This is a genomic window from Rhodocytophaga rosea (genome assembly GCF_010119975.1).
Taxonomy (GTDB): Bacteria; Bacteroidota; Bacteroidia; order Cytophagales; family 172606-1; genus Rhodocytophaga; species Rhodocytophaga rosea.
Map to the genome: position 1 here is coordinate 1,042,332 of NZ_CP048222.1, position 14,466 is coordinate 1,056,797.

At 41.4% G+C, this 14,466-nt stretch carries 8 protein-coding genes; 2 read left to right on the forward strand and 6 right to left on the reverse strand.

The window, feature by feature from the left end; genetic code table 11:
- Positions 1-86: 86 nt before the first annotated feature.
- The 6 genes from GXP67_RS04520 to GXP67_RS04545 all read right to left on the reverse strand — a co-directional run bounded on the left by GXP67_RS04520 (position 87) and on the right by GXP67_RS04545 (position 10,446).
- Positions 87-3,236, reverse strand: a complete 3,150-nt coding sequence (locus GXP67_RS04520) for a SusC/RagA family TonB-linked outer membrane protein (RefSeq protein ID WP_162442057.1) — start codon at positions 3,234-3,236, stop codon at positions 87-89.
- Between the two features lie 316 nt (positions 3,237-3,552).
- Complete coding sequence (locus tag GXP67_RS04525; RefSeq protein ID WP_162442058.1) at positions 3,553-4,266, reverse strand: hypothetical protein; 714 nt, start codon at positions 4,264-4,266, stop codon at positions 3,553-3,555.
- A 78-nt stretch (positions 4,267-4,344) separates the two neighbouring features.
- Positions 4,345-4,848 (reverse strand): lipid-binding protein, encoded by a 504-nt coding sequence (locus GXP67_RS04530; protein WP_162442059.1) that lies wholly within the window; start codon positions 4,846-4,848, stop codon positions 4,345-4,347.
- A gap of 26 nt (positions 4,849-4,874) precedes the next feature.
- The gene (locus GXP67_RS04535) at positions 4,875-5,516 is read right to left on the reverse strand and encodes a DUF5011 domain-containing protein (RefSeq protein WP_162442060.1); all 642 of its coding nucleotides are present in this window, start codon (positions 5,514-5,516) and stop codon (positions 4,875-4,877) included.
- A gap of 54 nt (positions 5,517-5,570) precedes the next feature.
- Positions 5,571-7,157, reverse strand: coding sequence for a SusD/RagB family nutrient-binding outer membrane lipoprotein (locus GXP67_RS04540; RefSeq protein ID WP_162442061.1), 1,587 nt, complete (start codon positions 7,155-7,157; stop codon positions 5,571-5,573).
- Positions 7,158-7,224: 67 nt separating this feature from the next.
- Positions 7,225-10,446, reverse strand: a complete 3,222-nt coding sequence (locus GXP67_RS04545) for a SusC/RagA family TonB-linked outer membrane protein (RefSeq protein ID WP_162442062.1) — start codon at positions 10,444-10,446, stop codon at positions 7,225-7,227.
- A gap of 1,229 nt (positions 10,447-11,675) precedes the next feature.
- On the opposite strand from GXP67_RS04545, the gene GXP67_RS04550 reads away from it, so the two are divergent.
- Both GXP67_RS04550 and GXP67_RS04555 read left to right on the forward strand, forming a co-directional pair.
- Entirely contained in the window at positions 11,676-12,734 is a 1,059-nt protein-coding gene (locus tag GXP67_RS04550; protein ID WP_162442063.1) for an AraC family transcriptional regulator, read from the forward strand.
- Between the two features lie 135 nt (positions 12,735-12,869).
- Positions 12,870-14,444: an alpha/beta hydrolase gene (locus GXP67_RS04555; protein ID WP_162442064.1), complete on the forward strand. Its 1,575-nt coding sequence runs from the start codon at positions 12,870-12,872 to the stop codon at positions 14,442-14,444.
- The last annotated feature ends 22 nt before the right edge of the window (positions 14,445-14,466 follow it).

Genomic DNA, 14,466 nt, shown 5'->3' on the forward strand with positions numbered 1-14,466 from the left:
ATTGAGAGAATGAGTGAATGAGCGATTGAGAATAAGTGATTTAGAATATTCTACTCACTCATTCACCCAATCACTCATTCGCCATTTTAAAAGGTGGCACTCAGGCCGACTGTGTAACTTTTGCTTCCGGGGGTAACTGAATGGTAAAATCCCTGGGCATTGGAGCTACCATACAAACTGCCTTCCGGATCAGCATAGGAGAAATCGGATTTGATAAACAGATTCCGGCCAATGGCTGACACTCGTAAGCTGCGGAAAGGCGTTTTGGAAAGCAGGGTTTGTGGCAACGCATACGACAGATTAATATCACGTACCTTTATAAAGCTGCCATCTTCTACAAAATTTTCATCATAGAGGCTATAGAAATTCTGCCAGTAGTTTTGATCCCGTAATACTGGAATGGTGTTAGGTTCACCGGTCGATTCACTTACTCCATCATACACAATAGTGGTGTTTCTGGCTTCTGTTATTTTAGCAGTACCATAAAAAGTGGAGTAATACTGATCGAAGTTGAGAATATCACCTCCTTTGCGGATGTCTACTAACGCAGATAAGGACAAGCCTTTCCAGGAAAAAGTATTCCGGATGCCACTGGTCCAGTCTGGCTGGATATTCCCGATCGCTCCCAATGCATCGGACAGAACCGGCAATCCATCTTCATCAATCAGCAGTTTTCCTTGCTCATTGCGTTTAAAACCTTGCCCCCAGATCACGCCGTACTTTTCGCCTTCTTTGATAAAAATGGATGGGCTGGTAAATCCACCCAGACGGATGGTTTCTACGCCGGGAGCCAATGCCACTACTTTAGATACGTTTTTTGTAAATACGATCTGTGCATCCCAGCTGAAGTCTCCGGCTTTTACAGGCGTACCTCCCACTACCAGTTCCAGACCTTCGTTAGAAATCTCACCCGAATTAGTTAAGCGCTGAATGAATCCGGTGGCAGGGGAAACCGGTACTGGAAATATCTGGTCTACCGAACGGCGTTTGTAATAAGCGGCATCGATTCTGAACCGGTTACGCAAAAACTGCAGGTCAAGGCCAATTTCAAATTCAGTGGTCCGTTCTGGTTTCAGGTTTGGATTACCTTGTATGTTGGTCAGTTCAAAGCCATTTATGCCCTGAAACGGATATTGAATATTACCTCTCTGTCCATCTCCAGGATTAGATTGCGAATAGGTACTGGTAAGGGAATAGGTAGGCGCATCGTTTCCAATGGCGGCATACGACATTCTCAATTTTCCGAAAGGAAAGATAGCGCTGTTGGTTAAGCCAAGCGGTTCTGTAAAAACAAATCCCAGGCTGGCAGAAGGATAGAAATACGAATTTTCGCCTTTGGGCAAGGTAGATGACCAGTCATTGCGTCCGGTAAGGGTCAAAAAGATCATGGAGCGATAATCAAACGTAGCCTGGGCATATATGCCAATTAACCGGCGCTGATCTGTATTTTCAGACGCAGTGATCAATGCTGCATTCTGAATGTTATAAAAGCCAGGAATATTTAAGCCGGTACCTCTTTGTAGTTCACGCTGCAGAAACCTGGAATTGATATTATTTCCCAGCATGAATGTAGCATTAAAATCGCTGCTAAAGGTTTTATTGGCGGTCACAATCAGATCAGAGTTTACCTCCCGCCATTGCAGGTTTTCGTCGTACATACTGCCTTGCAGGCGGCCAACTGTCCCTATATTTACTTTTTCTTTCCGGCTATCCAGGTAAGTATCCAGGCCCACTCGTTCGGTAATACTCAGCCAGGGAAGTACTTGATAAGTTAAGGTCGTATTGGCAATAAATCGGTCTACATCGCTGGAAAGGTTATTATTTTCGGCCAGCCACAAAGGATTGTTAAAATTCGCACTAAAGTTCCGCTGGCTGCCATCTTCATACCGGTAGGGGCGGATATTATACGAAGGCGGCGTAAAATACAAGCCATATAAGTATGAACGAGCCCCATTTCCTTCCGTAAGCCACTGGTTGTAGGATTTTACATAGTTGATCGAGGCGGTTGCTTTTAACTTTTCTGATAAGGTTACTCCAGCTTTTGCCAGGAAACTATGCCGTTTGAATTCCGAATTAGGAACAATACCAGTTTGCCGGAAATCTGAATAAGAGGTAAAATAGTTGAACATTTCATTGCCTCCGGAAATATTAATAGAGTTATCATAAGATCTGCCGGTCTGAAAAAAATCTTTGCGGGGATCATAGAGCTGCGGACGGCCAATCGAATCGATTACGGCCTGGCTTACTGAGTCAATGTGTGGTCCCCATGCTCTTGTAGAACGGGGATCTAAATTAGCCCCCTCTTCTGAATAGCCTCCCCGGCCTACTTGTTCGCCATTCCGGTATTTTCCGTTCAAACCCTGCAGGTATTTATCCTGAAAACCGGCAATTCTGGCTTCATCCCAGCCCATGGTGGTATTGAAAGATATGGTATGTCCCTTTTTACCAGCCACAGCTTTACCGGTTTTAGTAGTGATCAGAATTACCCCATTTGCCGCCCTGGAACCATATAGAGCGGATGCGGCTGCGCCTTTCAGTACACTGATGCTTTCGATGATATTAGGATCTAAGTCTACACCCCGGTTAGAAGAACTGCCGTTAAACAGCGGACTATCACCATTACCCCGGCCATTTCCATCCAGCTGACCCCCACCAAAATTCTGGGAATTATCTACCGGAATACCATCTACGACGAACAAAGGCTGATTATTGCCCAGTACTGAACTATTTCCCCGGATGGTGATTCTGGAAGAAGAGCCAGGCTGGCCGCCGGAACTATTAATTTGCACACCTGCTATTTTGCCAGCCAGTGCATTTACAATGTTCGGCTCTCTGGCATCGGTTACCATGTTGCCTTTTACCTCCTGCACGGCATAGCCCAGAGAGGCTTTTTCCCGCTGAATGCCAACAGCCGTTACGACCACTTCCGTCAGTTTGGTTACATCTTCCTCCATTTGCAGGTCAATGACTGCCCGGTTACCGACCAGGACTTCCTGGGCAGAAAATCCAATAAAACTGAATACAAGTGTCGCATTTTCGGGTACCGGAAGGCTGTATTGTCCATCGAGGTTGGTAGTAGTTCCGCTGGTCGTGCCTTTAATAACTACGTTCACTCCGGGCAAAGGCGATTTGTCGGTAGCCCCCCTGACGGTTCCGGTTACTGTACGGGTTTGCGCCCAGGCTTGCTGCAGCACACATAGCGTGAACAGCAAACCAATTAGTAGGTTTCTTTTCATGAAAAATAAGGGTTTAGATGTGTGGGATTCTTTGGAAGGAGAAAGTTTTACTTCTGGTCAGGAACCATTCAAACAAAATGGCTTCTCCTTTAAAGGAATCTAAACCTCAAATTTCCTGATTAAAAAAAGACCCTAAATCACCCGATATGGAGGATTTATATACTATTATTATACTGATTACTAATAACTTATATCATCAATTTGCCAATACTACCCAGTGTGTTTATTATATTTTAAGGCAAAGAACAGGTAAGAGCAAAAAAAAACCATGCAATTATAGGCATGGCTGAAAAAAATGTATTTTTTATAAAAATGCTCAGATTGTGTTAGAATAGAGCACCAGTTTCATGGCATCTTCCCGTTTATTGGGTTTGAGTTTGTTCTCCTTCGCATATGATTTTACAGCAGCGGCTTTATCTCCAAAAGGTGTTAGATCATCTTTGCCTTTGATTTCATAGAGTTGTTTATCTCTGGCAATAAATAGCCGTTCTTTTTTCAGAATTTTGTCTGCCCGGCTTCCCACATCGAGGGCTACATTATAATCGGCTTTTTTTACCTCTAACATTGTTTTGGATAGCAACTGAAAATTACCTACTACCAGCACCTGGAAAAAGCCAACCAGTCTGGTGCCGTCTACCTTGTAATACTCTCCATTGATAAAGGTAGCTGTAGAAGTTCCAGTATTCCACTCGAAAGCAACTGCTTTGTCGCCATGCAGGACTTTTACGTTTTGAGGCGTGTTAATTTCGATCAGGTTTTTATCAATATCATATTTGAGCGGATAATTCCGGAGCGTATCACCAGACTTTAAGTAAATATTGCCTGTATGCCATTCGGTATCTATATAATACGTGCCTTGGGTGGCTTCTGGCTTTGCTTTCACTTCTGCAATTATGTTAGCCTGCCGGTCCAGAACAGGGTCACGGTAATTAGGTTCTTTGGTTTGTACAGCCTGTGCGTTCAATATCGCATGCTGGCTATACAAAGCCATGATCATCAATAAAAAATTTCTTATAAATTTTATTCGCATAAAAAGGAGAATCAAAAGCAGTCATAATAAGGCAGTCTTTGGTAAGACTGCCTTATTATGACTTACACAAAAATGTTATTAATGCTCATCTTCTAGGAAACCTGTTCTCCGGTGGCCGGAAACAATGTAAGTGGTACCAAAAGGTTCAGAATCATCATCAAAAGCTACTTCCATATATAAACTATCTGTGACCACACCACTGGTTGAACGGCCTTCGTTTAAAAAGACCTTGCCATTCGCAATCCGCACTTTACTATCGTAGGATACATTCTGGCCTTCCTGTACTGCAAAAGATTTATTTGGCAGATCCAGTCCTGCTTTTACCTGATAATCCCAATATGTACCTTCATCAGTAATCCATATAGAATCAGGCTTATTGGAAGCAGTATTCGATGTAATCAATGGATAATATCCACCTCCAACATCTTCTAGTTGGCCTGCTTCGTTTCTTATTTGATAAGTTACCCACCATTCCCCACTTACGGGATAGGTAGCTGTATTTATGATTTCAGGATCATCTTTTTCACAAGCTGATAAGCCCAATACAGCAAGAACTATTATCAATATTGAATATTTTTTCATATCTCTGTTCATTTATACTTTGTTAACTATTCGTATCTGATGGTGGGTTGTTTTACCTTAGAAAATGCCCGAATACTGCTTGCATTGAAGTAAGTCAGTTGATCTTCTACCACTCTCCAGGAGAAACTATTCCCATCGGGACTTAAGGTTTCTGACAGGCATTGAAGGCCGCCAACAGAGGTAGGTTGATGAGGCACATCTATGGTAGTAGGACCAGTATGTAAAAAGTACACCCCTACGATCGGACTTGGTGCAGCTAAACCTCCTACATTAGTCATATAGTATAAACCATCAGCCAGTTTTTCAACAGTTGCAAAATTACCTGTACGCACATACTGACCACTCAGATCCATGTTTTTTACTTCATCGGGTAAGGGTGGCAGAACGGCCACTAATCTGCTGGCTTCATTAGGAAATCCGTCTGAATTAGTAGCAGAGTAAGTGATAGTGTAGATACCAGCTGTATTTACATCTACTTCTCCTTCAGTGGTAACTGTTACTGATTTTCCATTTTCGACCGCAGTAGCACCTGGGTCAGTATAAGGTTGGCCTAATGTTACAATTGCTAACTCATCGCCAGTTACCTGTATATCAGCAAAGGTAGTAATCCTGGATAAGCCTTCTGTATCCAGCTCTTTTTCGCAACTCCAGAACAAAGTCACTAGCATGAAGAGAACAGGATATATAAATCTATTGTTGTTCATATTTTTCTATGTTTGTAATTAGTCAATTTTTTCTGCTACATCCCACCATATTGCTTTTGTAATAGGCTCTTGTGGCGGCGTATTGGGATTTCTGGATCGCTCTGTATCAGTAAACAAAGCTCTCTTTGGGAAAAGCCCACTTGTCACGCCCTCAACAGCATAAGTGAATTCACCGGCATGTGCAGGATAATATTCAGGATTCACTGTATTATTGGGCAAAAAAGCAGCTACATCTGTTGATTCAGGAAAACCTGTCCGGTTCTGCTCAAAAAATGACTCAAGGCCCTGGTTAGTGCCCGCCATAGCCGCCCATTTCTGTACGGTAATGGCCTTTAGTTTTTCTTTAAAAGATCCGGTAGAAGGATAGGCATAAGGTTTTTCAGGCGATATTAAAGAATCTACTGTACTGTATGATAAAGAATCATTGCCTTGCGAATCTAAAATAATAGTGGTACTCATATTATTCTGCGCAAATGAAGCAGCTATTCCTTGTGTATATAAAGCTTCATCATTTCCTGTACCTAAATTTCTGGCTACAGCTTCTGCCTGTAAGAAATAACTTTCTGAGGCGGAAATAAAATATACTGGGTCTGTGGCGGTAAGTAAGGCTCTTGATAACGCAGTAGGTACAATAGAAGTACTTGGAATATTAAAACTGCCTTGTGCCAAACCTCTATGGCCTGCAGATCCTGGTATAAAATACGCATCTATCCGGGGGTCTTTACTTGCTTGTAAGAACGATAGTAAAGTGACACTCGCACGTAAATTCTGGTTTGTATTCAACTGCCGCTGATCGGCTTCATATAGAGGATTGCTCTTGCTGGCCACATCAATGAACTGTGTCATAGCGGCATCTTCTGTTAAGAACTGGGCACTGGAAGCATACAAGGCTTGTATCCCTGCTTTAGCTACCTCTGGTCTGGCATAAATTTGCCTTAAATACATTTTAAGTTTTAATGTATTCGCAAATTGCCTCCATTTGACCATATTTCCACCAAACAGAAAATCTGCCTCACCTGGCGCTTTAGAGGTAAGAGAACCATTTTCTGAATAGTTAAAGTCTTTAGCTAATGCTTCATCTAGGCGTACAATTAAAGAATCGTATACCGCCTGACCATTTTCATATACTGGAGTAAGATTGTTTTGATTACCCTGAAGTGCCTGCGAGAATGGTATCTGGTCATATAAGTCAGCCAGTACCTGATACGTATATGCCTGCATAACCGTAGCCATCAGGTAAAAAGTCCAGTTCTTTTCGGCAGAAGCTCTTTTACGTACAAATTCATAATCGTTTAAGGCATTGGCATATAATTCCTGGAATTGAAAATCCAGGTCAGTCGGCTGTAAGTCATAGGAATCAAAATCTCTGTATTGATTTGATCCGTTATTCTGCGCCCAATGCTGCGACCATATTCCGCCCAGTACCGCATACCATCCGCCTATTACTCCCGCACTGGAAGCTACAGCTGCCGGAAATACCAAATTAACTGTGGCATCACTCGGGTTGTTAGGATCTACATTTACATCCAGAAAATCGTTGCCGCATGAAGTCGAATATAATATCAGCGCAAAAACGAGTCCTATATTTATTAATTTTTTTATCATTTTATTAGTATTTTAAGTAGTTAGAAAGCAACTTGTTAAGTTGCAAACTTTATGAGGTAACAGATCTTTAGAAACCAACTTTCAAACTTGCGCCGAAGCTTCTTACCGTAGGGCCCTGTCCAAATTCACCAAAGTCACCTGTCAGATCGTTTCCGAAAGTAGTTACCTCAGGATCTATGATATTATTACCATCAGGTGTCCATAAGAGCAGGTTTCTGCCAACTAAATTGATGCTGACATTTGCCACCGGAATATTTTTAAACAAGCTTTTTGGCAATGAATATCCGATGGTTACTTCTCTTAGTTTTACAAAAGACTTATCTACCAGGTGTTCTCTTTCAATGGGAGGATTACTGGTATCATTCCAATAGGAGGAAACATTGGTTACATCTACGATCTTTGTATTTTCTACATATACCGGATTGCCTGCATCATCCACTTGTGGAAGTTCTGTATTAGGATCAACAGGTTGATACACAGAATTTGGAACAATAAACGGCTGGCGGTTATTATATAAAGAATTAGTGCTGTTTCCTACAAATTGAGATAAGCGCTGTGTATAAGAATAAATTAGTCCGCCTTGTCTCATATCAAAGCCAAAGGACAGAGATAAATCCTTATACGTGAATGTATTATACAATCCCATCAGGTATTTAGGCTGGGCATTGCCATATATTTCTTTTTGAGGGGCTGAAATAGGAAATCCGGTAGCCTCGTTTACCACTGTACGTCCCTGCGCATCTTTTAAAGGTACATATCCACGGTATACACCCATAGGCTGACCTTTGATGGCAACAAATTCAACACCATAAGCCTGGGTTAAAGTAGCTTTTTCAAGTCCGGATGTTAATTCAATTACTTTGTTACGGTTATTAGAGAAGGTGTATCTGATATCCCAGTTGAAATTAGAGGTTTTAACAGGATTTAACGTCACTAATAGTTCTATCCCTTTATTCTGAATTTTACCAAAATTAAGTACTTTAAAACCATAGCCAGAGGAAGCAGCAACCGGTACCGCAAATATCTGGTTCACCGTATTACGGTTGTAATAGGCTACATCTATACCAATCCGATTATTGAGGAACTGTAAGTCGGCACCAAATTCATATTCAGTAGTGATTTCAGGTTTCAGGTTTTTGTTTCCCAGCGTATTAGATACTTCAAATCCATTTACGCCATTTAAAGGGAAAGTAATATCTCCGAAAGGAAGTTGCGCATAACCAGGCGTCAGCACTGAGTTAACTTGATAAGGATCAGCATCTTTACCGGTTTGCCCCCAGGCAGCGCGTACTTTACCATACGAGAGTACACCTTTTATGGTAGGCAGTACATCTGTAAACACAAAGCTTCCGTTAACGCCAGGATAAAAGAATGAATTTTTATTTACCGGTAACGTAGAAGACCAGTCATTCCGGGCCAACGCATTGATGAACAAGAAATCTTTGTAGGATAAACCTGCTTGTGCATATATGCCATGTAATCTTCTTAAAGAAGTAGAAGTTTGTGCAACAGGAGGATTTGAACTGTTTGAAAGATTGTAATACCCGGGAATATCCAGGTCATTCACATAAGCCAGGTTATCTTTAAAATACCGCTCATTTACGTTATAACCCACTAAACCAGTGATATTTAAATCTTCTGTAATATTGTTGTTAGAGGATAGTATAAAATCACTATTCAGTTCTCTGGCAAATCTGGTTCTTTCATTCACCCTTCCCACATACTGTTTTTGAGAAGCATTCGGACTAGAAGGATCTGTTTCAGCAATAGCTACCCATCCTTTTACCAATGCATTGGAAATATCTCCGCCTACCCGCCAGGAAGCAGTTAACCAGGGCGTAATCTGATAACCCAGATTCACATTTCCGAAAATCCGGTTTTCATCAAATGTATTGCCATTGTTATAAATAGGCCAGTAAGGATTCTGGGCGTATAGGTTGTAGAAGTTGTTCAGGTTATTAAACTTGTTGTTGAGATCCTTAAAATCTACAATACTCATATCTCTGGGAGTCTGAATGATCTCCTGGAACACAGTCGTTCCCTGGCCACCTTGTCCGGAAGTCAATGCTTTAGCGTCTTTGCGTACATAATTCAAAGAAGCCGATGCTGATAAATTCTTTCCTTTGGTAGAACCGCGTAAAGCCAGTGTATTTCTTTTATAGGAGTCAGCATCTGTAGGTACAATCCCATTTTCAGATACATTCCCGTAAGACAAATAAAAAGTAGATTTCTCAGTACCACCGCTTAAAGCTATTGTATTGATATACGAGGTCCCTGTTTCGTAAAAATCTTTCAGGTTTTTTTGAGGACTGAATGGCTTAATTTGTTGAGAATTGTCTACCACGTTACCCCATAAACGGTCTCTGCCATCCATTCTTGGGCCCCAGCTTCCATTTTCTTCAAATGCAAAGTGGCCGCTCCAGCCCTGTCCGAAAGTATTCTGTAATTGAGGCAGACGCAACGGAGTAGTAAAGGTAGCTGAACTGGTAAAATCAACATTTATTCTCTCAGCTGACCTTCCTTTTTTCGTAGTAATCAGGATTACCCCACTGGCAGCCCTGGAACCATATAATGCCGTAGCCGAAGCGCCTTTCAGTACAGTAATAGATTCTATATCATCCGGATTGATATCATTGGCCCGGTTTCCAAAATCCAGGTAATCATTCAGGTCGGTTCTTGCGCTGTAGTTGATGTCATCTGAAGAGAAGTTATTTGCACTGTTATTGATTGGCACACCATCTACTACATAGAGTGGGTTATTATTTCCACCAATAGAAGAATATCCCCGTAAGATTACTTTGGTGGAAGCACCTGGTGCACCGGAAGCAGTAGAGATATTTACACCGGCAATTTTACCCTGCAATGAGTTCATTACACTGGCACTTCTTCCCCTAGTTAATTCCACATTATTTACGGTAGAGGCAGCATAGCCCAGAGATTTTGCTTCTCTTTCAATACCTAATGCTGTCACTACAACTTCTGTAAGACTGGTTACATCTTCAGCTAATTTTACGTCTAAGGCGGTTTGGTTTCCTACAGCAATTTCCTGGGTTTTAAACCCAATGAAGCTGAATACGAGCGTTGCATTCTCCGGAACGGGCAAACTGTATGCACCATCGCCGCCGGTAGTAGTACCGCTGTTGGTGCCTTTTACAATTACGTTTACCCCCGGTAAGGGTGAGTTATCCGTAGCACCTCGCACGGTTCCGGTAACCGTACGGGTTTGTGCCCAGATCTGCTGGATGCATAATATGGTTAGTAGCATCCCCATCAGTAATTTCTTTGGCATAATTTAAATGAAGTTATAGGTTGTTGATATATTCTTTGGAAAGCCTATAGATATGCCACCAATTATTTGGAAAATGACCCAAATTAATTATTAAACATAGCTATCGAATTACCAGTATTTTCAAAAATGCCAATTTATCAAATGAAAAAAAATCACTCATAATGGGTGATTTAAAGTGTCATTTTTAGGCGTATATACAGGTAAAAAAGCGCAAACTGGGGTATCAGCGTCAGTATACAATCTGCGGAAGAGGGGGAAATACACAGATGCCTTTACTAAAGATAAAATGAGAATTTTAGCAAAACAGAGGCAGATTTATTCAAAAAACAGGTATCAGCAGTTTTAAATTTCTATGATCTGCCAAACACATTTTCGAAAAAACACATAAATAGTCAGATATGACTTTAGGTGCGTAAGTATTCTACAAAATGGCCGGAGCTATACTATAAAAGACTGGCGGAGGGTGCATTCAAAAAATTATATTTTGAATTGATTTATTACATTATTATTCCTTAGCAATCAAAAGCCGGGTATGGTTTATTTGCTCACGCATTCTGGGTGATTTTATATAAAATTCTGCAGGGGTTCAGAAAAAAAATATTTAAAATATATCAAATTTTATTTCAATATACAGGTGTTTCTATGGAAAGAAACGAGAATACTGGCAAAAATAGTATACAAAGCAGGTGAGCTTTCCTCTACAACTTTATATCCACCATGGCTAACACCTTTTTGCTCAGGTCTTTTATTTTTGATTATTAGGTCTATAAATCTTACACATAAAAATAGAGTGAATGAGCGGCCAGATGTTGAGCTACTTAGCACCACGCTTCTCCCGGCTATAGCGCTGACTAAACATACGACTAAACCAATCAGACCTGCACAAATCAGCTGGCGCAAAAGTAGGTACGTCCTGAGACCGAAGCGTTTCCTGTATGCAAAATGTATGTTAAGTTTTGTTCACATCAGTCGGTTGTCAGCTTTGACAGGTCGCCAAGCGTGGGATAATTACCGGTAATAATATAAAGACTATTCTTATTGTATTAACCGGTGTAGCATCATGGCTGTGTGTTTTCTTATAGCTGTTCCACCTTTGGTTAATTGTAATTAAATCCCTGTTTTTTATGTTTGAATGCATAAAAATCACCCAATCTGCGCATCAAATACCATCATTTGTGTATTCCTTTCCTGCAAAGGCTTGTGTATCTTTATGCTATACTTTTTCAATAATGATACACCAGGCCAACATCTTCCTGCTTTTATTTGGTGCCCTGCAAGGCGCTTTATTAAGTCTGTGGTTTTTCAGGAATCACCGGAAGGAGCTTTCCAATGTGTATATGGGCGTTTTTCTGGTAATCGTTGGTTTGCAGCTGACTTTTAAAGTGATCACCAAAGTATGGCTGATGGAAAATGTATTGTATCTGTATGGTTTATCTTATCAATTCCCATTATTAATCGGACCTATCCTTTATCTATATACTCAATCAAAAAACACCAACACTTTCCACCGCAAAGATCTGTTGCATTTTGTTCCGTTTTTGATAGCAACTCTGCATGAGTGTGCTTCCTTGCTGCATCTTCCTGGTTTGCATATCCATCCGCATTCCTATATTCAGGGTGCCATTCAGTCAGCCATCCTGAGCGCCTATGCTTTTGCTGCCTACAAAATAAGTATTCCGCAGGTGAGAGGATTTATCCGGGTGGTTACAATAGTTGAATTGCTGATTATTCTTACTCTGGCCATAATGGTGAGGTATTACGGACAATTACCAGATCTGCGCCTGCTGTTTCTTTCGCTTACTATCCTTATTTACTGGATCAGTTACCGGGTGATTGCAGCTTCGGCTCCTTTTGCTGCGCCGGAAAAGCCAGTGGTCGCTTTAAAAGTACAAAACCAGCCTAAATATGCCCATTCCAGCCTTAAACCAGAGGAAGGTGACCGTATTGAAGCTCAACTGCACCACCTAATAGGGCATGAAAAACTGTACCTGGAACCCGAACTGACCATAGATATACTGGCAGCTAAACTCTCAACTTCCCGCCATCATTTGTCGCAGGTACTCAACGAACGTCTGAAAAAAACATACGCCGATTATGTAAATGAGTTCCGCCTGGAAGAAGCAAGGCAGCGGCTGAGCAACCAGGCACACTTCCGGTTCACGATTGCAGCCATTGCCCTGGATTCTGGTTTTAATTCAGTATCCAGTTTTAATGAATTATTCCGCAAACGGTATGGCACTACTCCCTCCAAATACCGTGAACCTTTTCTGAAAAAAATGAGTGCTTAGATTTATTCTCCATTCTTATCGGAATGGAAGCCCTGTTGCCTGTTTTTACCGAAACTGTAATTCAGTTGAACTTATACGGTGAATCCGGTTATGAAACAGGCACTGGTTATTATTTTGGTTACACATCTTCTGTGTATGAAAGGATATGCCCAGTATCCGCAATGGGGAAAACTTCAACCTGGCCAGTATGAAGTTGGCTTCAAAACCATTATGACGGTTGATTATAGCCGGAATTATTTTCCACAAATCGAAGAAGCAAAGCCTGTCAGAGGGCGGCCTTTACAACTATATGTCTGGTATCCGGCACAAAAAGGGAACGGGAAATATATGCGGTATAAAATGTATTTTGATTATGCCGCAAAAGATGTAAACCAACCAGACAGTCTGGCGCTAAAAGCCGAGTTGATTCGTGAGTTTAGAAGCGGTCCGCTTAGCCCCTATTTCCCAAATGGCGTAATTGATAAAGACTGGCAAACAATCGCCAATACATCTACGGCCTGTTTATATAATGCCCTCCCGGTAGCCGGAAAGTTTCCGGTAGTGATACACATTGGTCCGGTAACGGCACAGAGTATTTTGCTTGAATATCTGGCAAGTTATGGGTATGTAGTCATCACTATTCCATTAATGGGCAGCAGTCCTGCCTTTTATGGCCGGGGTGAAAACAATCTTAGTCTCTTGTATTACCAGGCCGACGACATCGAGTTTGTCATTAATCAGCTAAGCAGACTTCCGGAAGCAGACGTGAATAAGCTAGCCATGGTCGGTATGTTCGCTCAAACCGGAATTCATTTGCAAAGCAAATCGGGAATATTCGATGCTGTGGCGCTTCTGGAATCCTTTTTACATATGGATCTTCATCAATTGCCCTATTTTAAACTGTCCTCTATCAGAATACCTGTACTGGAGATCATCAATTCAGATAGAGATAAAGATACATCAATGGTAGATACCATGCATTATGCTGCCAGATATAGGGTAAAATTTAAAAATATGCCACATGCTGAGTTTTATCCCTTTGCAAAAATTGCCAACCAGTCAGAGGGCAACCCACAAAAGCATTATGATCTGGCAGCCTTGTATACCCTGCAATTTTTAAATGCCGCCTTAAAAAAAGACCAGAAAGGAGAAAAGTTTATATCAGCACAGCCCAAGGAAAATGGACTAGATGAAGATGTTCTAAGTGTAGTAAAAACACCGGCCAGACCTGTATTGCCCACAGAAGGTGAATTTTTGTCCTGGGTACGGGCTGATAAGCTGGACTTGGTGCAAAAAGCCTGGCAGCAAGCCAGGTCATCTGGTGTTACAGTTCCTCTGTTCTCAAAGCAAGGCATGCAGACTGTCATTTTCTTTATGTTCCGGGAGCCTGAAAAACGGAGATTTGACTATATAAAAATCCATCTGGCCAATTATCCTGCCGACCCGCCCATGGAGCGTATTTTAAATTATGAGGGCTATAAGTTTATCAAAAGCGGAAATCTTACCAAAGCAAAGGAAATATTTGAGTATTATACCAGCCAGTTTCCAAAATCTCCTTATGCCTTCAGTGGACTTGCCGATTTATATAATGCTTTGCAGGATAAGCCCGGCAGCATACGCTCCAGCCAGATGTGTATTGCATTAGCCAACCAAAGCAATTCTCTGAACGAACAGCAAAAAAAAGAGCTGATTGATAGTGCAGAAGCCATTATTAAAAAGTATCAACAGTAATCTCATATCTGTACTTTCTCCT

Bases quoted from the DNA above. Each gene is read 5' to 3' on its own strand.
- GXP67_RS04520 (WP_162442057.1), bottom strand. From the start codon at position 3,236: ATGAAAAGAAACCTACTAATTGGTTTGCTGTTCACGCTATGTGTGCTG.
- GXP67_RS04530 (WP_162442059.1), bottom strand. From the start codon at position 4,848: ATGAAAAAATATTCAATATTGATAATAGTTCTTGCTGTATTGGGCTTA.
- GXP67_RS04525 (WP_162442058.1), bottom strand. From the start codon at position 4,266: ATGCGAATAAAATTTATAAGAAATTTTTTATTGATGATCATGGCTTTG.
- GXP67_RS04545 (WP_162442062.1), bottom strand. From the start codon at position 10,446: ATGCCAAAGAAATTACTGATGGGGATGCTACTAACCATATTATGCATC.
- GXP67_RS04555 (WP_162442064.1), top strand. From the start codon at position 12,870: ATGAAAGGATATGCCCAGTATCCGCAATGGGGAAAACTTCAACCTGGC.
- GXP67_RS04550 (WP_162442063.1), top strand. From the start codon at position 11,676: ATGATACACCAGGCCAACATCTTCCTGCTTTTATTTGGTGCCCTGCAA.
- GXP67_RS04535 (WP_162442060.1), bottom strand. From the start codon at position 5,516: ATGCTAGTGACTTTGTTCTGGAGTTGCGAAAAAGAGCTGGATACAGAA.
- GXP67_RS04540 (WP_162442061.1), bottom strand. From the start codon at position 7,157: ATGATAAAAAAATTAATAAATATAGGACTCGTTTTTGCGCTGATATTA.